This window comes from Bacillus sp. EB V-12, from assembly GCF_056158125.1.
This window is the reverse complement of sequence record NZ_JBUXJL010000003.1, coordinates 298553-320163: the sequence shown is the minus strand read 5'-3', so window position 1 is coordinate 320163 and position 21611 is coordinate 298553. Positions and strand designations below refer to the sequence as shown.

21 protein-coding genes and 1 pseudogene are annotated in these 21611 nt (G+C 34.1%); 18 read left to right on the top strand and 4 right to left on the bottom strand.

What is annotated here, in order from left to right; all coding sequences use genetic code 11:
- Nucleotides 1-7 precede the first annotated feature (7 nt).
- Together ACZDYH_RS13155 and ACZDYH_RS13150 are read left to right on the top strand one after the other, a co-directional pair.
- A complete protein-coding gene (locus tag ACZDYH_RS13155) occupies nt 8-202 on the top strand; it encodes a hypothetical protein (protein ID WP_033686798.1) in 195 nt (64 codons plus the stop codon).
- 114 nt (nt 203-316) lie between these two features.
- On the top strand, nt 317-865 hold the full coding sequence (locus tag ACZDYH_RS13150; RefSeq protein WP_000816761.1) for a cysteine hydrolase family protein: 549 nt from the start codon (nt 317-319) through the stop codon (nt 863-865).
- A gap of 29 nt (nt 866-894) precedes the next feature.
- Here ACZDYH_RS13150 and ACZDYH_RS13145 read toward each other — a convergent pair.
- Nucleotides 895-990, bottom strand: a pseudogene (locus tag ACZDYH_RS13145) (NUDIX hydrolase); the annotation flags it as partial.
- Between the two features lie 225 nt (nt 991-1215).
- Between ACZDYH_RS13145 and ACZDYH_RS13140 the strand changes: the two are divergent.
- From ACZDYH_RS13140 to adhP, 7 genes are all read left to right on the top strand, one after another.
- Nucleotides 1216-1653, top strand: coding sequence for an Hsp20/alpha crystallin family protein (locus ACZDYH_RS13140; RefSeq protein WP_016122429.1), 438 nt, complete (start codon nt 1216-1218; stop codon nt 1651-1653).
- 301 nt (nt 1654-1954) lie between these two features.
- Nucleotides 1955-2848, top strand: coding sequence for a mechanosensitive ion channel family protein (locus ACZDYH_RS13135; protein WP_000055426.1), 894 nt, complete (start codon nt 1955-1957; stop codon nt 2846-2848).
- Between the two features lie 158 nt (nt 2849-3006).
- Complete coding sequence (gene casK / locus ACZDYH_RS13130; protein WP_016122430.1) at nt 3007-4125, top strand: two-component system sensor histidine kinase CasK; 1119 nt, start codon at nt 3007-3009, stop codon at nt 4123-4125.
- Nucleotides 4126-4139: 14 nt separating this feature from the next.
- Nucleotides 4140-4781, top strand: coding sequence for a two-component system response regulator CasR (gene casR, locus ACZDYH_RS13125; protein WP_000694629.1), 642 nt, complete (start codon nt 4140-4142; stop codon nt 4779-4781).
- A gap of 204 nt (nt 4782-4985) precedes the next feature.
- On the top strand, nt 4986-5840 hold the full coding sequence (locus ACZDYH_RS13120; protein WP_001119646.1) for a MurR/RpiR family transcriptional regulator: 855 nt from the start codon (nt 4986-4988) through the stop codon (nt 5838-5840).
- A 164-nt stretch (nt 5841-6004) separates the two neighbouring features.
- Nucleotides 6005-6868, top strand: coding sequence for a PhzF family phenazine biosynthesis protein (locus ACZDYH_RS13115; protein ID WP_016122431.1), 864 nt, complete (start codon nt 6005-6007; stop codon nt 6866-6868).
- Nucleotides 6869-7161: 293 nt separating this feature from the next.
- Nucleotides 7162-8199 carry an alcohol dehydrogenase AdhP gene (gene adhP / locus ACZDYH_RS13110; protein ID WP_000649119.1) on the top strand — a complete coding sequence of 346 codons (1038 nt, stop codon included), beginning with the start codon at nt 7162-7164 and terminating at the stop codon, nt 8197-8199.
- 150 nt (nt 8200-8349) lie between these two features.
- Here the strand turns inward: adhP and ACZDYH_RS13105 are convergent, their stop codons facing one another.
- Nucleotides 8350-9369: an ABC transporter permease gene (locus ACZDYH_RS13105; protein WP_000836565.1), complete on the bottom strand. Its 1020-nt coding sequence runs from the start codon at nt 9367-9369 to the stop codon at nt 8350-8352.
- Entirely contained in the window at nt 9366-10268 is a 903-nt protein-coding gene (locus ACZDYH_RS13100; RefSeq protein WP_016122433.1) for an ABC transporter permease subunit, read from the bottom strand. Before ACZDYH_RS13100 ends, ACZDYH_RS13105 begins: the two co-directional genes overlap by 4 nt.
- A gap of 561 nt (nt 10269-10829) precedes the next feature.
- On the opposite strand from ACZDYH_RS13100, the gene gntK reads away from it, so the two are divergent.
- Genes gntK through gnd form a run of 3 tightly spaced genes read left to right on the top strand, consistent with a single transcriptional unit; the run spans nt 10830 to nt 14647 of the window.
- Nucleotides 10830-12368 (top strand): gluconokinase, encoded by a 1539-nt coding sequence (gene gntK / locus ACZDYH_RS13095; protein ID WP_000449999.1) that lies wholly within the window; start codon nt 10830-10832, stop codon nt 12366-12368.
- A gap of 14 nt (nt 12369-12382) precedes the next feature.
- Nucleotides 12383-13732, top strand: coding sequence for a GntP family permease (locus tag ACZDYH_RS13090; protein ID WP_000260208.1), 1350 nt, complete (start codon nt 12383-12385; stop codon nt 13730-13732).
- An 18-nt stretch (nt 13733-13750) separates the two neighbouring features.
- Nucleotides 13751-14647 carry a phosphogluconate dehydrogenase (NAD(+)-dependent, decarboxylating) gene (gnd, locus tag ACZDYH_RS13085; RefSeq protein WP_000765995.1) on the top strand — a complete coding sequence of 299 codons (897 nt, stop codon included), beginning with the start codon at nt 13751-13753 and terminating at the stop codon, nt 14645-14647.
- A 68-nt stretch (nt 14648-14715) separates the two neighbouring features.
- Here gnd and ACZDYH_RS13080 read toward each other — a convergent pair whose 3' ends face one another.
- Nucleotides 14716-15393 (bottom strand): DUF2711 domain-containing protein, encoded by a 678-nt coding sequence (locus tag ACZDYH_RS13080; RefSeq protein ID WP_474886391.1) that lies wholly within the window; start codon nt 15391-15393, stop codon nt 14716-14718.
- A gap of 225 nt (nt 15394-15618) precedes the next feature.
- On the opposite strand from ACZDYH_RS13080, the gene ACZDYH_RS13075 reads away from it, so the two are divergent.
- The 6 genes from ACZDYH_RS13075 (at nt 15619) to ACZDYH_RS13050 (ending at nt 21609) form a co-directional block, all read left to right on the top strand.
- Nucleotides 15619-16839: a glycosyltransferase gene (locus ACZDYH_RS13075; protein ID WP_000526219.1), complete on the top strand. Its 1221-nt coding sequence runs from the start codon at nt 15619-15621 to the stop codon at nt 16837-16839.
- A gap of 34 nt (nt 16840-16873) precedes the next feature.
- Complete coding sequence (locus ACZDYH_RS13070; protein WP_474886390.1) at nt 16874-18028, top strand: CgeB family protein; 1155 nt, start codon at nt 16874-16876, stop codon at nt 18026-18028.
- Between the two features lie 144 nt (nt 18029-18172).
- Nucleotides 18173-18709, top strand: a complete 537-nt coding sequence (locus tag ACZDYH_RS13065; RefSeq protein WP_000780355.1) for an NADPH-dependent FMN reductase — start codon at nt 18173-18175, stop codon at nt 18707-18709.
- Between the two features lies 1 nt (nt 18710).
- Nucleotides 18711-19940, top strand: a complete 1230-nt coding sequence (locus ACZDYH_RS13060) for an MFS transporter (RefSeq protein WP_474886389.1) — start codon at nt 18711-18713, stop codon at nt 19938-19940.
- A gap of 63 nt (nt 19941-20003) precedes the next feature.
- A complete protein-coding gene (locus ACZDYH_RS13055) occupies nt 20004-20561 on the top strand; it encodes a YdcF family protein (protein WP_001045715.1) in 558 nt (185 codons plus the stop codon).
- 100 nt (nt 20562-20661) lie between these two features.
- Complete coding sequence (locus tag ACZDYH_RS13050) at nt 20662-21609, top strand: ABC transporter ATP-binding protein (protein WP_474886388.1); 948 nt, start codon at nt 20662-20664, stop codon at nt 21607-21609.
- The last annotated feature ends 2 nt before the right edge of the window (nt 21610-21611 follow it).

Here is a 21611-nt window from a genome sequence, read left to right as displayed (position 1 = left end):
TACTACTATGACAGAGAAAGAGGTTGAATACGTGAATTGGTGTATTCGTATCATTTTGATTAGCCTAATGATGGCAGTAATTTGGTTTACGATACAAGAGTTTATGCAAATAACGCTCAATTATCAAATTCATGACTTGTTAATAGGAGTTATTTGTTTTACCATTGTTTATCTATTATATGATAAACTCGGACTAAGGTAAGTTTCAGAAGAAAAATGTAGGTATTTCATTTGAAATGTCGAATAGTACATACGATGTCGTAATAACAAATTTTCTATTGTTTACTGTGAAACAGAAGAAGGAGAGATAGTGGTTATGAAACGAGCTCTTATTAATATTGATTATACATATGATTTTGTAGCGGAAAAGGGGGCTTTAACTTGCGGGAAACCAGGACAGGAAATTGAGAAGGAAATTGTACATATAACGAAGCAATATATTGAAAATGGAGATTACGTTGTCTTTGCTATTGATAAACATGAAGAAAATGATGTATATCATCCAGAATCAAAGTTATTCCCGCCCCATAATATAGCTGGTACAAGTGGAAGAGATTTGTTTGGTGAATTACAAGATGTGTACGAAACATATAAAAATGCAGAGAATGTATATTATATGGATAAAACACGGTATAGTGCATTTGCTGGAACGGATTTAGATATGAAGCTAAGAGAAAGAGGAATAGAAGAAGTTCATCTTGTAGGTGTTTGTACCGATATTTGTGTTCTTCATACAGCAGTAGATGCTTATAATAAAGGGTTTAAAATTGTTGTTTATGAAAAGGCGGTTGCATCTTTTAATGCACAAGGGCATGAATATGCACTTGGACATTTTAAGTCATGCTTACATGCAGAAGTGAAGTGAAAAAAGAGGCCTTTAAAAAAGGTCTCTTTTATTTGTCCTTGTTCATTGAAAACAGCTACAGCAACTCCTGCTAGATTGAGTGGTCTTGATCCGACAACTTTTCTAAGTTCTTCAATATATCCCATTGTATGTAACCTCCGTAAGAAAAAATAAGAGCAAATAAACTATTCGTTATTATGTAGATATATTCCTCTTTATAAGGGGAGAGATGACATATAACTTATTTGTTTTATTTGGTAAAATATACATCAAAAAAGGTCAAACAAAAACTTTGACCTTTTTTGACCAAATGTTATAATAAAGGCAGAAAGAGATAATCTTTCATTCATAAATAATAAGGAGGAAAAAATATGCGTAATTTATTTCCAGAGATAACAAAACGTCAAAATGGCATTTTTGATTTTGGGCCTTCTTTATTAGAAGGGATGACAGATGCTTTCTTTAAGCCACTGAACATGGATACTTTTAAAGTAGATGTTCATGAGCAATCTGGTAAATATACTGTGAAAGCAGATTTACCAGGTTTTCAAAAAGAAAACATTCAAGTTGATTTTGAACAAGATATATTAACGATCCAAGCAACGAATCATAATGAAGTAGAAGAAAAAGACGAGAATGGCACATATATTCGTAAAGAACGTTCTATAGGTTCTGTAACTCGACGCTTTAATTTTAAACAAGTTGAGGAAGAAAATGTTAAAGCAAATTATAAAGATGGCGTATTGACAATTGAATTGCCAAAATTGAAAGAAGAAAAAAGTAGTAAGACAACAATTAATATTGAATAAAAGAGCTGATAAATTCAGCTCTTTTTTTACGTAGTTAATGAATAAATGAGTTGAAATCGTAATGAGATGAATAAAGTTTTAACGTATAAAAAAATTTCACGATTTGCTCCCCCCTTAGGTTATTAAAAAGGGTATATTTAAAGGGAAAGGAAAAAGAACACCTAGACATACTGTTTAAGGTGAATTAGTAATAGAGTCAAAATACATAGTAAGGATAGTGGCATTTTAGATTAGGATAATAGATTTTTCTGGAACAAACTTAGGCGATTATGAATTTTTTAATTAGTAAGGAAGTGGTTAAATGAGCTTATTAACGTATACTGAAGAATTTTTTAATTATGTAAGAGAGTTTTTACTTTTAAGATTTTTACTATTTGCTTTAGTTTTAATCATTATTTCTTTTGTAATAAACCGTATTATTGATTGGTTTTTTAGGAAATCAAGCTTTTTTGATGAAGAGGTAGAGCAGACGATTCAAAGTGTAATTCGATCTATTTTTAGATATATCATTATCATCAGTCTTATCATATATTTAATTAGCCAATTTGTAGATATAAAAAGTATTATTGCAGGTGCAGGGATAGCTGGAGTTGTCATCGGTTTTGCTGCACAACAGATGCTAAAAGATGTTATATTAGGCTTTGCAAGATTAGCGGACAAAGAGTTTCGGGTTGGTGATTTTGTAACTTTTAACGGAACAAATTCAGGAACTATTGAAGAGATTAGTATTCGTTTTATGCAAATTCGTGAATGGTCAGGAAAACTACTTACCATCCCGCACGGAGAGATTAGAACGATACAAAATTTTAATAAAGGATGGATGCGTGTAATTGAACGCATCACGGTAAGTTATCAGGAAGATCCAACAAGAGTGAAGGAATTGTTAGAAGAAGTATGTATTATATGTAATGAAGAATTGAATCAAACTCTTTATAGAGTAGAGGATGAGGCTGTTGAACCATTTAAATACGTCGGTGTTACAGACTTAAATCCTAACTTGAAATATGTTGGCTATGAATTTTGTATTACAGGTTTAATAAAGCCAGAAGATTATTTTGAAACTTCTAGACAAGTAAGATTTGAATTAATGTCTATGTTCCATAAGAATCAAGTGCAAATGCCAGCAGCGAATATGGTTGTTACTACTGAAGGTTTACAGCATATCCATGGTGGACAATCTTTATCGGACAGCTAAAGTAGAATCGTTTGTTAACAAAAATTCTGCTTCCAACATTGGATAGAATAACAATAATAAAATGATTGATATAAAGAAAGGGCTGAAGGAATTCGGTTCTTTTTTTATTTATAGAATTTAGAAATTTCTTAATGTTATAATTGTAGTTGGTGATGAGAATGAACTTTGAAGAAAAAGAGATGCGTCGTTTAGAAGCATTAAAAGAAATTGCTGAATTATTAAATGAAGCAACAAACTTACAGCATATGTTGGAAAAAGTGTTGCATACATTGTTACAAGTAATGAATTTACAAACAGGGTGGATATTCTTTATTGATGAAAGTGGAAAGCACAGCATGCTTGTAGACGAAAATTTACCAGAGGCTCTTACGTGGCAAAAGAAGAAGCCGATGTGTGAAGGAAACTGTTGGTGTGTAGAACGTTTTGTGAATGGGAGATTGGAAAAAGCGACTAATATTATTGAATGTAAGCGAATAGAAGATGCAATTGAATGTAATTGGGGAGAGACAGAAGATGTTACACATCATGCGACAATTCCGCTTAGGTCTGGATCAGAAAAATTTGGTCTACTAAATGTGGCTGCACCTCATAAGACTCATTTTTCTGAGGAAGAGTTAGCATTATTAGAATCAATTGCATTTCAAATTGGAACGACAATACAACGTATTCAATTAGTTGAGAAAGAACGTAAATATGTAGTGGTAGCGGAAAGAAATCGCCTTGCACGTGATTTACATGATTCAGTAAAACAATTGTTATTTTCTATTATGCTAACGGCGAAAGGTACTCTGAATATGACGCAAGATAGAGAATTGCAAGAGATGTTAAGTTATATTGGGGAATTATCACAAGAAGCATTACAAGAGATGACGCTATTAATTTGGCAATTAAGACCTGAAGGATTGGAGAAAGGATTAGCAGAAGCAATTCAAAATTACGGGAAGTTATTAGGAGTTCAAGTGGAAGTTCGAATTGATGGGATGGTTTCAATTGGGGATGAAATAGAAGAAGTTTTATGGCGTATTAGCCAAGAGGCGCTACATAATTGTAAAAAGCATGCTTCGTGTGAAAAGGTACATATTCTTTTGAAAATAGAAAATAACCAGTTACATTTTTACATAGAAGACAATGGAATAGGATTTATACAAGAACATGTAAGGGAATCAGCACTTGGCCTGAAAAGTATGAAGGAACGTATTCAGTTAATGAAGGGATCGTTTCAAATTATAACAGAGCTGAAAAAGGGTACAAAAATAGAAATTCAATTGCCGATTTGAAGGGGAGAATAAGGTTGAAGATTAAACTGCTACTAGTTGAGGATCATCATATCGTTCGAAGAGGACTTGTATTCTTTTTGAAAACGAGAGAAGAATTTGAAATTATTGGGGAAGCGGAAAATGGCGAAGAGGCATTACATTTCGTGCAAAAAGAAAGACCAGATGTCGTACTAATGGATGTATCGATGCCGAAAATGGATGGAATTGAGGCAACAAAACGTCTAAAGCAATATGATGAGACAATAAAGGTACTTATATTAAGTAGTTTTTCAGAGCAAGATTATGTTATACCAGCACTTGAAGCTGGAGCAGATGGTTATCAATTAAAAGAAGTACAACCTGAGCAACTTGTCGCTTCTATTATTGCAGTACATCAAGGAAATGCGAATTTTCACCCGAAAGTAACACCTGCATTAATGGGGCGTTCTGCAGTAAAGAAGGAAGTAGAAAATCCTTTTTCAATGTTAACGAAAAGAGAGCAAGAGGTACTTCGCGAAATTGCGAAAGGAAGAAGCAACAAGGAGATTGCAGCAGAACTTCATATTACAGAACAAACTGTGAAAACACACGTTTCAAACGTTTTAGCTAAATTGGAAGTGGATGATCGTACGCAAGCCGCATTATACGCAGTGAAACATGGAGAGAATTATTCATAAGCATGAATAATTCTGTTATATCGTATGACAGAATACATAGGAGCAATTAAAATTTATAGTAATCCCTAATATAGGTTTTTCTTCTTTCGATAATTAGGTACAATAAAGTGAAACTCTAATCAGTGGGGGACCATCCCCACTGATGATTAGTTTAACTAATCGGTTTTTACAGGATAAAGCTACGATGGAAGGGGAGGATATGCTATGCCTGGTACAAGAAGTGGGATTGGAAAGATTCAGGCTTCGTTAAATGGTTTATCACCGAAATTGCGAAGTATTGCCGAACATATTTTGAAACATCCACAAGATGTTGTACATAAATCTATTACAGAATTAGCTGAAGTTACGAATAGTTCCGAAGCTACGATATTCCGCTTATGTAAAAACCTTGGTTTGCAAGGTTTTCAAGATTTAAAGATTACATTAGCTCGTGAAATTGTACATACACCGATGCAAAATATCCATGAAGAGGTATCAGCAGAAGATAGTATGGTAACTGTTGCTAAAAAAGTTTTTCATTCGCATATTACAGGACTGCAAGATACTTTACATTTGCTTAATGAAACGGCACTTGAGCAGGCTGTACGAGCCTTACAAGAAGCAAGTCGAATTGAGTTTTATGGAAATGGTGGCTCTGGTATTATTGCAATGGATGCGTATCATAAGTTTATGAGAACGGGTATTTCTTGTATCGCTCATACTGATTCGCATTTTCAAATTATGGGAGCAGGTTTACTCTCGGAAAATTCAGTTGTTATTGGTATTTCTCATTCTGGTAGCAATAAAGGATTACTTGAAGCGTTAGAAGTAGCGAAAGCAAGAGGGGCCAAAATTATTGCGATTACGAGCTATAAGAAATCAGCATTAAGTCAACTTGCTGATATAACGTTATATACATCAACACGTGAGACTGAATTCCGCACAGAAGCAAGTTCATCACGATTAGCACAGTTAAGCTTATTAGATACTTTGTATGTAGGGTTGTCGTTGCAGCGACAAGAGGAAACTCTAAAAAATTTACAAAGTATACGTGAAACGATTTCGATGAAGCGAATATAAAAAAAGCTCTTCAAATGAAGAGCTTTCAGACTGTAGACAAACTATTTTTGGAGAGTTCAAATGCTAAAAATAGTTTGTTTCTTATTTTAGGGATAATTTATCCAATGGAATTTATATGTAGTGCTTTCTATACTATAATTTACTATAAGTGAGGAAGATGTCTTATGAAAATATCTGTTTATGTTGCAAGTGCATTTAGCAAGGATCATAAAGGCGGAAATAAAGCAGGAGTGGTATTTATTGAGAATACAAATACATTGACCACTACTCAAAAAATGGAAATAGCCAAACAACTGGGTTATGCGGAAACCGCATTTATATCAGAATCTGAACTTGCTGATTATAAATTTGAGTATTTTACTCCAAAAGAAGAAGTTGATTTATGTGGTCATGCCACAATTGGCTCTTTCGCGATACTGATGCATTTAAATAAACTTTTCAGGAATCGCTATACGATTGAAACGAACAGCGGTGTTCTTACTATTACTATAACAGATGACATCATATTCATGGAACAAAATAAACCGATATTCTATGATGTTGTATCTCCAAATGAGTTCACCGACTGTTTTGATAGTAAAGATATAGACAATAAATACCCAATTCAAATTGTCTCCACGGGCTTAAAAGATATTTTAATTCCTATAAAAAGCGAAATACAATTATATGCACTGCAACCTAATTTTGAAAAAATTAAAGAAATCAGCAAGTATTATAATGTTGTCGGGATGCATTTATATACTTTTAATGACAATCGAATTATATGCAGAAATTTTGCTCCGCTATACGACATCAATGAAGAAGCAGCGACTGGAACTTCGAACGGTGCATTAGCTTGCTACCTTTATGAACAGGACTACTTGAAAAAAGAAGTCTATGTATTTGAACAAGGTTATTCTCTACACTCGCCTTCTGAAATATTAGTTAAATTAGCAACCAATAGCAAAAATAAAATAGAAAAAGTTTATGTTGGTGGCAAAGGATATTACTGTGAAACTAAGTGTTTACATGTAGAAAATATTGAGTGAAGAGCTTTTTTATCGGTGAGAAGTTTGTTACTTTATTTTGTTTTAGAAATATGTGACTTACTTATAGTCAATGATAAACTCTCATTTTTAAAAATTTAAAATAAAGACCGATTTGTGTAATAATTCAAATATTGTTCATAATTTCACAAGTTGTTTATGAAGTGTCATGTTATGATGAAGATGTAATGATGATTGAACACTTAAATTTGGTACAATAACTAGCCAAAGTAGTGAAGAAAGTAGTTGTGAGATAAACTCATTAAAATGCTAAAACACTAAAGGGGAGATCACATATGAAAGCAGTAGTGGTTAATAAAAACAGCAAAGCAAACATCGAAGTGATTGAAAAAGAATTACGTCCGTTACACTCAGGTGAAGCGTTAGTAGATGTAGAGTATTGTGGAGTGTGCCACACTGATTTACACGTTGCGAATCATGATTTTGGTAACACTGATGGCCGTATTCTTGGTCATGAGGGTGTAGGTATTGTTACGAAAATAGCTGATGATGTTACTTCACTAAAGATAGGTGACCGTGTAAGTATTGCATGGATGTTCCAATCTTGTGGACGTTGTGAATATTGTGTAACTGGTAGAGAAACATTTTGCCGTGAAGTTAAAAACGCTGGTTATTCAGTGGATGGTGGTATGGCTGAACAATGTATCGTTACAGCTGATTATGCGGTAAAAGTACCAGAAGGATTAGATCCTGCTCAAGCATCATCAATTACTTGTGCTGGTGTAACTACATATAAAGCTATTAAAGTATCAGATATTAAACCTAGTCAACCTATTGTAATCTATGGCTGCGGTGGATTAGGTAACTTAGCTATCCAATATGCTAAAAATGTATTTGGTGCAAAGGTAATCGCAGTAGACATTAATGACGACAAATTAGCCTTAGCGAAAGAAGTTGGTGCTGATATGACTATCAATCCAATTTCTCAAGGTCCTGCTGATAAAATTGTGCAAGAGGAGTTTGGTGGCGCTTATGCTGCGGTAGTAACAGCAGTCTCTAAAGTAGCCTTTAACTCAGCAGTTGATGCAGTACGTGCTTGCGGTAAAGTAGTTGCAGTAGGGCTACCAGTAGAAACAATGGACTTAAACATCCCACGACTTGTACTGGATGGAATTGAAGTAGTTGGTTCTCTAGTTGGTACTCGTAAAGATTTGGAAGAGGCGTTTATGTTCGGGGCAGAAGGAAAAGTAGTGCCAGTTGTTCAAACTTGTTCTCTAGATAAAGTACAAAATGTATTCGAAGAAATGGAACAAGGTAGAATTCAAGGGCGTATGGTAATTGATTTTAAAAAACATAATTGTGATTGCAAATAATTCACTTTAAATATAAAAAGCATGAGTCTAGCAAAGGACATGTAAAAAAGCTAGACAGCATAAGAAGATGATCCCTGTATTTAATAGGGATCATCTTCTTTATTTTCTACTAATATCGATGCCAATTAATACTTGATTAATGAGAAATGATTAAAGGTTTACTTTATTGGCAAACGAAAAGGAATCTTTATGTTTAACAAATTTTTTATGATCTGGAACGTTTTGAATTGCTACAATTTGCGAATCTCTTGCTTTCAGTGCATCTTGAATCCCGATGGTCATAAGCTTAATAAATAGAATCGTAATAAAGAATGAAGCGAGAGTATAAAAAATAATCCACCATGAAAGATTCATTTCATTACGATTTAATCCAATAAGACCTGCCCAATCATTAGATAGAGAAACAGGTTTGAGCACTCCGTCATAGAGTTCACGCATTTGTATGCCGCCAATTACAATGTTAAGCAGCGCTAAATGGATAACGAGTATGAGTGTTTGGACGATATGTTCCATAAATAATACAAATAAGCGGTCAAGTAATAAGACTCGTAAGTGTTTTTTAATAATATGAAAACGACTAGCCCCCAGTAATTGTGAACTTAAGATGTAATCTTGTTTCATAAATTCATCAACCTCTGAGGATATGTATAAAGAAAGTGTAGGCAGAGCGACGAAAATAAGTACGAGTACTTGATAAAACGTAAATGAAATATTTGGATCTACCCCATCAGCATTTGATGTGATTATAATATTAACGGGCGTGATGAGTATGAATGCGATAAATAGAGTTGGAATATAATAAAAAACTTCTGAGCATGACTGGAAAAATCTTTTGAGTTTTGGAGCAAATAAACTTAAGAGGATTCCTATACATGTTCCGCATAAAATTCGAAAGAAGCTAATTGCCATGGCTAATAAAATAGTGAATTTTGCTCCTTCTACAATTTGTAAGAAAACAGACTCTCCAAAACGATCAGATCCAAAAGGTGGAATTAACGATGGCGGAAAGGGGGCCTTTCCAAGTAATTCGTTATTGTCATTGTAAAGTAACTGAGGAGGTTTTGGGATGTTATCTTTAAAGAACCAACTATAAATAAAACTAGCTGAAATAAGTATGAATAGATAAGTAAAGCCGATTAAAAAGCGTTTTGATTTCCAAATAGATTTCATAATGATACTCCTTTCAATTGCTTTTTCCATCTATTCATCATGAATGAGACTATTTGGAAAATAGCATAAAATGGTAAAATAATCATAACAAGTATGATAAATGCAGCTGGAGGTGAAACAAACGCCTTATTAAATAAAAATTGAATAATGCCTTCCATATTAAAAACAAATTCTAAAATGAATAAATTAGAAAGTAAGAAAACAAAAATCGTTTTTAAATGGTGGAAGAAGTGGATAGATATATTTTTGAATAAATGAATGCATAGTATATAACTTGATGAAAGGCCTTTTCCATATGCAACCTCTACGTAATGTTTTCCTTGCTCTTCTTTTATGTATAACACCATCATCCGAAACATTTGTAATGTAGGTAAGACAGCTAATGATAAAATAGGGAGTAAATAAGCTCGATTTTCATTAAAGGAAATAATAGTGACAGGAGATTCCCCAAATTTCTGAAGTACCCATATGAAAAAAATTTGCAAACAAATCATCATCATCATATCAGGGACAGCTTCTAATATGAACACAATTCGGTTTATCCATTTTTTTATATAATCTTTTGCTAAAAAATAAAAAAATGCCATGCTAGATGATAAAAAGAGAGCAAGAAAAAAGGCTAAAAATAATATAGTAAATGAATATAGGTAAGGTTCTAAAACAGTTGGAAATAATGGTGTTTTTTTGAAATGGCCAAACTTCGGGTCTGATCCTATAATCACTAATGATTCAGGGGAAAAAACCTGTTTTAACATAGTAACGGTCTGATTAAAAAAATAAATTGGTTGAAAGGTAAATCCGTGTTGAGTAATAAATAAATAAGGTAAATTTAATAATAGTAAGAGTGATAAAAGAATTGATGAAAGCTTAATTGTGAATTGAGATATTTTATTTAACATTAAATCCCTCCGACATCTTTTTACAACATTATACAATAAATTTCGTGTTATTGTTTTTATTTTTCTGAAAAATAAAAATACTTTTCGATTTTATAGTATGCAAGATATATTTACAAGATAAAAAAGTGATAATAGGGGGTCACGCTCTATGTTTATCAAGATAAAAGACTAGTGAACCTAAAACAATAAATAAGAGTAAAATGCACAGAATTCTCATTCTGCGGTTAGTTACTTTTCTTGGTTTGATGGTGATGTTACGTGACCGCTAAAAATAAATATTGCTTTTCAACTCTTTCTTCAAGCAAATAAGTAGAACGTATGGAGGACTATGTATGTGTTGTTAATGAGAGAAAAGAGTGTATTGCGTAACGAATATAACGTAATTTTACCGCATGGAAAAGCTAAATTTAGTATATAAGTGAAATGGAATGAGGGGATTTATTTTTTGATATGAAAAAAATTTTCTTTTTATAACTTGATAAACGAAAAAATATTTTATATACTAATTCATGTAAACGGTTTACTAAATCGTATTTTGCTAGAAATGAAGGGAAGATTCGCATGGAAACAAGGGGGAGAGTAATCGGGATTGATATCGGTACCACAAGTACAAAAACGGTTGTGTTCACAGAAAAAGGAAAAGTCATTGCATCACATGCAATCGATTACCCAATTATTCAACCGAATGTAGGATGGGCTGAGCAAGATCCTGATGTAATATGTGCCGCTGTATACAAAAGTGTAAGCGTTGCCATTGAAAAAGGTAATGTATTACCAGAAGATATTTCTTCAATCGGTATTAGTACAGCTATGCACGCATTAATTGCAGTAGATGAAAATGGTGCGCCATTAACGCGTTCTATCATTTGGGCAGATAATCGAAGTACGAAGCAATCAGAAAAATTATTACAACAAATGAATGGGCATGAGATTTATAGACGTACAGGTACACCGATTCATCCAATGTCACCACTTTCTAAATTGTTATGGATGAAAGAAGAGGAACCAGAGTTATATACAAGTGCCTATAAATTCATTTCCATTAAAGAGTATGTGATTTACCAATTATTTTCACGCTACGTAGTTGATTATTCGATTGCTTCTGCTACGGGGTTATTTAATTTAGAAACATTAAACTGGGATGAAGATGTTTTAACTATGTTACATATGTCACCAGAACAATTATCAACCCCTGTACCAACTACATATATTTTATCAGGTATGAAGCCAGAATTAGCACAGAAGATGGGGATAAGTGCAGAAACACCAATTGTCATCGGAGCAAGTGATGGGGTTCTTGCAAATGTAGGAGTTGGTGCGATATCACCGGGTGCGGCTGCAATTACGATTGGAACGAGTGGTGCGGTTCGAACAATCTCATCAAATATAAATACAGATGAGAAAGGGAGAACGTTTTGTTACGCATTAACAGATGAGCACTGGGTAATCGGTGGTCCAACGAATAACGGCGGAATATTACTGAGATGGTTACGTGATGAATTTGGTAGTCCAGAGCAAGAAGTAGCAAGAAAGCTCGGCATTGATCCTTATGATTTATTAATTAAATATGCAGAAAGCGTACCAGCTGGAGCGGATGGGCTATTGTTCTTACCTTTCTTATCTGGAGAACGCGCACCTTACTGGAATGCAAATGCTCGTGGTACATTCTTTGGAATCAATCTTCAACATAAGCGAGAACATTTTATACGTGCAGTGATGGAAGGTGTTTGTATGAGTGTATATTCAGTAGCACTCGCAATCAGGGATTGTACAGGGCCACTTACTGAAATACGAGTTTCAGGAGGGTTTGCAAAATCTGCATTTTGGAGACAAATGTTGTCCGATATGATGGGAAAAGAATTGCTTGTACCTGAAAGTCATGAAGCATCTGCGCTTGGGGCAGCGGCAGTTGCTTTATATGCTGTAGGAAAAATTGATTCTCTTGAAGAGGTAAAGGATTGGATTGATATTGTCCATCACCATGTACCGAATAAAGAAAATACGGCTATATATTTAGAAATGTTTTATATGTATGAACGACTTTACAATCGCTTGAAAGAAGAATTTGATTGTATAGCTGCTTTCCAACGTAAACAATAGGGGGATTGGGAGAAATGGTAGTTGGGATCGTACTAGCGGCAGTTGTCATACTACTTTTACTTATTACGGTAGTAAAATGGCATCCATTTGTCGCATTAATTTTAACAGCAATTGGTGTAGGATTAGCAATGGGAATGCCTTTAATTGGAACTTCACCAAAAGATCCAGGGATTATTGATTCTATTAAACTAGGGCTTGGTAATACGTTAGGGTTTTTAGCGATAGTTTTAGCACTAGGAACGATGCTTGGAAAAATGATGGCCGAATCTGGTGGTGCTGAACGTATCGCTAACACATTAATTAATCGTTTTGGGAAGAAACGAGTTCACTGGGCGATGATGTTCGTTGCATTTTTAGTAGGGATTCCGGTATTTTTCCAAGTTGGATTTGTACTATTAATTCCGTTAGTATTTACAATTGCGTTAGAAACTGGGGTATCACTTATTACAATTGGTATTCCGCTAGTAGCAGGACTGTCAGTCGTACACGGACTTGTTCCACCGCATCCAGCGGCAATGGCGGCAGTTGGTATTTTTAAAGCAGATGTAGGGAAGACAATTTTATATGCGTTAATTGTCGGACTTCCAACTGCAATTATTTCAGGTCCACTTTACGGGAAATGGATTGGTGCTCGTATACATAAGGAAGTACCATTAGATATAGCGGAGCAATTTGTTGAAAAAGATAATAAAAAAGAGCTTCCTAGCTTTTGGAATACATTGTTTACAATTTTACTTCCAGTATTTCTTATGCTTGGTGCATCAATAGCAGAAGTTGCATTAAATAAAACGAGTCAACTAGCACAAGTATTACACTTTATTGGAGATCCGATTGTGGCTTTATTAATTGCAACCATTTACTCTTTCTTTAGTCTTGGATATGCAAAAGGTTTCTCAAAAGATAAAGTGTTACAATTTACAAATGATTGCCTTGGACCTATTGCAAACATATTGTTAGTGATTGGTGCAGGCGGCGCATTTAATAAAGTATTATTAGATTCTGGAATTGGAACGACAATTGCAGATATGGCGAAAGAATCACATATTTCACCGATATTATTAGGGTGGGGAATTGCGGCACTAATCCGAATTGCAACTGGATCGGCAACTGTTTCTATGATGACAGCAGCTGGTATTGTTGCGCCGATTGCAGCAAGCACACCAGGTGTAAATGTTGAATTATTAGCACTTGCAACTGGTGCAGGGTCATTAATTTTATCACACGTGAATGATTCAGGATTTTGGATGATTAAAGAGTATTTCGGAATGACTGTGAAAGAAACATTATTAACATGGACTGCAATGGAGACTATATTATCTGTAGTAGCACTTGGGCTAATTTCGATATTAAATATATTTGTATAGAATAGGAGATTGATTAATATGAAACTAGGATTAATTGGATTAGGAAAAATGGGATTCCCATTAGCTGAACACTTATATGAAGACAAGCATGAAGTAGTTGTATACGATGTAAATAAAGAGCTTGTTGAAAAGGCAGGAAAACTAGGAATTACTGCACGTCATACATTAAAAGAAATGATTGCTGAACTAGAAGCTCCTCGTACAATTTGGGTAATGGTGCCTGCAGGAGAAGTTGTAGAGTCAGTATTAAAAGATGTGTATCCGTTATTAGATGAAGGTGATATCGTTATTGAAGGTGGAAATTCATTCTATAAAGATACGTTACGCCGTGCTGAAGAAGCAAAAAGCTTCGGATTACATTATGTAGATATCGGTACATCAGGCGGTGTAGAAGGAGCTAGATACGGTGCTTGCTTAATGGTTGGTGGAGAAAAAGAAATTTACGACCAATTAGAACCTTTATTTAAAGATTTAGCAGTAGAAAATGGCTATTCTTATGCTGGCCGTGTTGGTAGTGGTCATTTCTTGAAAATGGTTCATAACGGTATTGAGTACGGCATGATGCAAGCAATCGCTGAAGGATTTGAAGTACTAGATAAGAGTGACTTTGATTTCAATTATGAAGATGTTGCAAAAGTATGGGCTAACGGATCAGTTATCCGTGGTTGGTTAATGGACTTAACTGAAAAAGCATTTGCAGAAGATCCGAAACTAGATGGCATTAAAGGTGTAATGAACTCTTCAGGAGAAGGAAAATGGACTGTTGAAACTGCACTTGAACTTCAAGCTGCAGCACCAGTTATCGCTATGTCATTATTTATGCGCTATCGTTCTCAGGAAGATGATACATTCCATGGAAAAGTAGTTTCAGCATTACGTAATCAGTTCGGTGGACATGAAGTTGTGAAAAAATAAGGATGTTTTAAAAAAGAAACTTGTGTATAAGCGCAAGTTTCTTTTTTATAGTTTAAGAAATTACTAATTTAAAAATACCAATCAATCATCGTTTTTTTGTCACAAATGATAGCTTCAACGTTCATTGAATGAACAATATATTCTATATTTTCTTCTTTAGCTAATAATAAGGTTGTAAAGGAATCGTATATACTCATAAACGCATACTTATTATCTTCGCCAGTAATAATTAACTCATTATTGCTAATGTCCCAAATATCTAATGGAGTAGTATTATTTACCTGTAATAATCCGTTTGTATCAAGAATTGGTTCAGAGAAATATAGATTTTTTGCACCTTTAGAACCGAGGAGTTTAAGTAATTTGTGTAATAAAAATATAGACGTATAATCTTCTGTTGGATAATAAAGATCTTTTTTTAAGTTTGAATGTAGCTTTTCAGCTAAATCCTCTCTTTTATATTCTTCTGAAAGGGCACTAATGGAAGTCAACATGGCCATTGCTAGGTCTGCGTATGAATGTAATCCACTACAAGACATCATTTCCTTCCAAGAAACGGATTTCCCATTATAAATGATTTCTTCAGCGCTAGGATAGATGTGCTCATATGGTCTTTTTCTCACAGACTTTTCCCATCCTAAAGGCATTTGGATAAAAGGATGTAGCAATATAGCTGCAGATTTAAAGTTTCTTGGTAGTTGTTCTAAAATTGGTGATTTGTCATCTAGCCAAATGTAATCCAACAAAATATAACCTCCTCTTAGACTTTGAAATGTACGGATTCCCGTATTCTGTTTTTTGTATTGATTGTATCAAATATAAAGCGAAGCATGAAATATGTCCCAACATAAAAGTAAGAATAAATAAAATGAAGTTTTCATAAATAGTAAAAGGGTGCTTATGTCATCAGTATAGCTAAGAAATGTTGTTACATATGAGAAGAGCGTGTTAATAAAATATGAGGTGGTTAAATGGGAAATGAGCAAGTGAAGTCTGTAAAGGAAGAAAAAAAGTTATGTCTTTGTATGATCGTTAAAAATGAGTCTAGAATTATGGAAAGATGTTTAAATGCAACAAAATCAATTGTAGACTTTGTTTCTATTTGTGATACTGGATCGACGGATAATACGCCTGAAATTATTGAAAATTGGTGTAAGGAAAATGAGATACCTGGGACGGTTCATCATGAGCCGTTTAAAAACTTTGGTTATAACAGAAGCTTAGCTGTTTCGTTAGCGCAAAAAACATACCCAGAAGCAGATTATTTATTAATATTAGATGCGGATATGATTTTAGAGGTTGATCCGAATTTCGATAAAACGAGCTTAACGGAAGATCATTATCTTACATTACAATATGATGTTCATATTAAATATTGGCTTACACGTCTTTTAAAAGCTTCTTTACCATGGAAATCTGTCGGTGTTACTCATGAGTATTGGGATATAGATCGTTCAAAAGTTGGAGCGAATTACAATACGAGGGTAGCTCGGTTAGAGACTCTTGTCGTGAATGATCCCGGAGATGGCGGGAGCAAAGCTGATAAATTTGAAAGAGATGAGAGGTTGTTGTTACAGGGAATAAACGACCCAGAAACAACGCCAGATTTGCATATAAGATATTTATTTTATTTAGCTCAGACTTATTTTCATTTAAGTCAATTTGAGAATTCAATTAAATGGTATAAAAAACGTGTGGAAGCAGGAGGATGGGTTGAAGAGGTATTCTATTCGTTATTGCGAATAGGATTTTGTTATGAGCAGTTAGCAAATCGTTCAGCAAATAAACAAAATGAAGTGACAGATGCTGATGAAAAAGAAACTGTTAAAGGGCAAGAAGAGCAATATTTAGCGTTAGCTGTTTTTTATTTTCAAAAAGCTTGGGAATATAGACCAACCCGGGCTGAACCATTATACCAACTTGCAAGGTTGTATCGATTACGATCTCAAAACAATATTGCTTTGATGTATGCTCTGCAAGGGAAGGAAATTCCTTTTCCAAAGGATGATCTACTATTTGTAGATTATCATGTGTATGATTACTTATTTGACTATGAAATTTCTATTAGTGCTTTCTATATACCTCATAAAAAGCATTTAGGGGCGGTGTCGCAAAAGTATTTGGAATCGATAAAAGAAAAGATTCCATTTCATATAGCAAATATAGTAGAGAATAATGCGAAATTTTATTAAATACATTTTCGATTAAAGGAGTAGTGGAGTAATCATGGAATTAATACGATGGGCGATTGAACTAGGAGAATCGGTGCATGGAAATACGTATGAAGAATTGATGCCACTACTAGACTATTATTATGATCGTGATCATTTAAAAGCGTATTGTATCGCAAATCTTCTTTTAAACATGGATGTATTAGATGAGGACCGGGAAAGAATCGAATTAAGAAGATGCATCGCTGCTTATTATGCTGGATTATATAAAGTAGCAAGAAAACATGCAAATGAGTTGGTACTTAAACATCCGGATGTAGATCTATATAAAAATAATTTAAGATTAATGGAAGTTTATTTGAATAAAGAATATGATTATTGTCTTTTTATATGCCCAAAGACATACGGTAGTTTCATAGATGTTGCGCGAGCTTTAAAGTGGAGGTTGGAGCAGGAGGGAAATACAGTAATTATATCAGAAACAATACTGGAAAATGTAAAGAATACAGTTGTTTTTGGAGCACATACATATGCATATAACCCGAACCTTCTTCCGAAAGATGCAATTGTTTATAATTTAGAACAGCTATACGAAGGAAGTCCATATGCGCACCCCCTTTATTTAATATTATTAAAAGATAGAGTGATTTGGGATTATAGTAAACAAAATATAAAATGGCTTAAACAAAAAGGGGTAGGAAAAGAAATAAAACATGTAGAAATGAACTATGCTCCAACTTTGGAAATAAAAAAAGATGCGTTTGAAGATGAAATTATTGAAGATATTGATATTCTGTTTATAGGTGCTCTTAATCCGAGGCGACAAGCTATTTTTGATTATCTAAAAGCGATTGCCCCGAATTTAAATATAGTTTTTAAAAATAATGCGTGGGGAATTGTTAGAAATGAATTGATTGCTAGAGCTAAAATTATATTAAATATTCATTTTTATTTATCAGGAATTCTTGAAACACCTCGCGTGTCTTATGCAGTCGCAAATAAGAAATTTATTATTTCCGAAAATAGTAATCCAGAAGATGAGGTAGAGTGGCCAGGAATTGTGTTTACTCCGTACGAAAAAATAATTGAAAACGTAATGAAATATATAGAATTACCAGAAGAACGGAAAAGATTAGCGGAAAAAGCATATAATCATTTTGAAGCAAATGAAAGTTTAGGTACATTGAGCATGAGAGATGAAACAAAGTAATTGTACAAAACTCATACGAAAGTATGAGTTCTTTTTTGTTTATCATACTATTTTATGAAACAAGTTAACTCTTTATATTGTGTTTTGTATAGAAATTTCTGATAATATATAAGTAGAACTTGAAAACAAAGGGGAGAAATAATCATGAAACTAGTCGTTATTAACGGTACACCAAGAAAATTTGGTCGAACTCGTGTGGTGGCAAAATATATTGCGGATCAATTTGAAGGGGAATTATATGATTTAGCAATTGAGGAGTTACCTTTATACAATGGAGAAGAGTCACAACGTGATTTAGAGGCAGTAAAAAAATTAAAAACGTTAGTGAAAGCTGCGGATGGGGTTGTATTATGTACACCAGAATATCATAATGCGATGAGCGGTGCGCTGAAAAACTCTTTAGATTACTTAAGTAGTAGTGAATTTATTCATAAACCAGTTGCATTGTTAGCGGTTGCTGGTGGCGGTAAAGGTGGAATAAATGCATTAAACAGCATGCGAACGGTCGCTAGAGGTGTTTATGCAAATGCAATTCCAAAACAAGTTGTGCTTGATGGATTACATGTGCAAGATGGTGAACTTGGAGAAGATGCAAAACCATTAATTCATGATGTAGTTAAAGAATTAAAAGCATATATGAGCGTATATAAAGAGGTGAAAAAACAACTAGGAGTGGAATGATATGTCCTCACTTTATCATGATTCTCGCTTGTATTACATTCTAGGAGCCAATAGTCTATCTGCTATTGGTTCCGGAATGGTTATGATAACGATTCCTTGGCTGTTAATTAAAGAGAGTGGAGGAGAGACAACATTTGGTTATGTTTCTATCATTGCAACCCTCATTATGTTTTTATTAACACCATTCATTGGGCAAAGTATTGATCGTTTTTCAAGAAAATCTTTATTGCTATGTAACGAAGGAATCGGAATAGCCGTAATCGGAATAATGGTTATATGGGGATTTGCTGGGCAACCTTATCATTCTATTCACTATATTCTTATTTATATAGCCGGATCATTCTACTATTTATTGTTTTATCCTACAATATTTGCGTTCAACCAAGAGATATTTCAAGCAGAACATTATAAAAGTTTAAGTGGAACGATGGAAATACAAGGACAGTTAACACAAGTTATTTCTGGAGCGGCTGCGAGCTTCTTAATTGAAATTGTATCTTTGAAGTGGATTTTGTTAGTAGACATGTTAACTTTTGCTGGAGCATTTTTTCTTTTCTTATGTATACCGTACGTAAAGAAAAAAGAAGTGAAAAGAAAAATAACATTTAAGAAGCAATTGTTTGAAGGAATTCACTTTATGAAAAAACGTCCTAAGCTCTTTTGGTTCTTACTGGCCACTTATATGCCGTTTATAGGTGTTATGATGGCAAATTATTTAATACCAGTTTATATTTCGGATATACTTAAAGCCAATGCCTCTGTATACGCAATAGAGGGCACGATGTACGGTGTCGGAGCGGTTGTTGCAGGAATCTGTATTCCACTCATAATGAAATATGTAAAAACAGAAGTTTCAATCGTTATGACGATGTTCATTTATGTAATTTCAATTACCGCAATGATTATTGAACCTTCCGTAATTTTCTTATATGGACTTGCAATTTTTCATGCAGTTGGAAATGCGGGTACAAGAGTGGCGAGAAATGTATTGATGATGGAGGAAATTCCAAACGAAATAATGGGACGTGTAGACAGCTTATTTCGCCTAATTGGTACTGGAATACGAATTGTATTATTAATGCTGTTTACAGCGGGTGTATCTAAAGCCGGAGTAATGCTTCCGTTTTACGTATTAAGCTGCATATTGATCTTCTCATTAGGAATCGCTATTTATTATGTACTATCACAACGTAAAGTAGCGGCGAATGTTTCTAATAAATCAATCGTTTAAAAAACACTTCTGCCGCCCTTTCTTTTTCTGTATAATAAAAAGAAAGGGAGTGCAAACTTATTTATGAACAAATGGATCTTTCTTATCATTTTATTATTACCGCCACTATACATCATTTATATGACGTTTAGAATGAACAAAGTTGCTCGTGAAAAGTTGAGCTATCACTCTCCGTACGTTCTTATACTGGGTGCAAAGTTATTTGGAGATAGACCGTCTTTATCTCTTCAAAATCGTTTGGATGTAGCGGTGGAGTATTTATTTTCCCATCCTGAAGCGAAAGTAATTGTTTCAGGTGGTCAAGGAGAAGATGAAGATATACCGGAAGCTCACAGCATGAGAAACTATTTAATGGTACACGGTATAGATGAGAGTCGTATTTTAATAGAAGATCAATCTACAAATACGTATGAAAACTTAAAGTTTAGTATGGATTTATATAATGTGAAACATGCAGTAGTTGTAAGTAATACGTATCATTTATATCGAACGAAAATAATTGCAAAGCGTTTAGGCATGAAGATGGAGGCACTAGCTGCTGAAACACCAATTCGTTCTAAGAGAAAAATGTATGTTCGCGAATATGCTGCTATTATGAAAACAATATTGTTCGACCGTTAGAGCTCAAATGTGAGCTCTTTTTTAATTTAAAAGCGTATCATTTGAAATGAATGCCATATTCCATCAAAATAAAGGAAACAACATTAAAGGAGTTGTATTTGTGATTCAATTTAATCATGTGTCAAAATCGTATGAAGATGGCACGAAAGCAGTGGATTCATTGCATTTAGAAATTAATAAGGGAGAATTTTTTGTTCTCATCGGTCCGAGTGGATGCGGGAAAACAACGACAATGAAGATGATTAATCGTTTAATCGAAACGACTGAAGGATCGATTTTAATCGATGGAAAAGATATTCAACAATATAATATAAACGAATTACGTTGGGATATAGGATACGTGTTGCAACAGATTGCTTTGTTTCCTCATATGACAATTGCTGAAAATATTGCAATTGTTCCTGAAATGAGGCAATGGAGCAAAAAAGAAATTAAAGCACGCGTCGATGAATTGTTACATATGGTTGGATTAGATCCGGATATTTATCGAAATCGTATGCCTGATGAATTGTCAGGAGGACAAAAACAACGTGTCGGTGTCGTGCGAGCATTAGCTGCAAACCCGAAAATCGTTCTTATGGATGAACCATTTAGTGCGTTAGATCCATTAAGTAGGGAACAGCTTCAGAAGGATATTGTACAGTTGCAAAAAAAGATTCAAAAAACAATCGTATTTGTAACACATGATATGCAAGAAGCATTATCACTTGGAGATCGCATTTGTATTATGAAAGAAGGAAAAGTTGTTCAACTAGATACACCAGAAGGAATTATACATAATCCGAAAAATGAATTTGTAGAGGAGTTTATTGGAAATCGCGGACGAACTTGGTATCAGGGGAAAAGTATAGCAGATGTATTGCCGCTTGATCAAAGTGTGCAATTAGAAGGGCAGGCGCTATCATTACATTCTTCTTTACAAGAAGCGTTAGTTCGTGTGCGTGATGAGGAGGTCGTTCCAGTTGAAAAAAACGGTCAATATATTGGAGCGTTAACAAGTCGTCATATTGTCAATTACATTGTTGAACAAATGAAGGAAAGAGGCTAAAC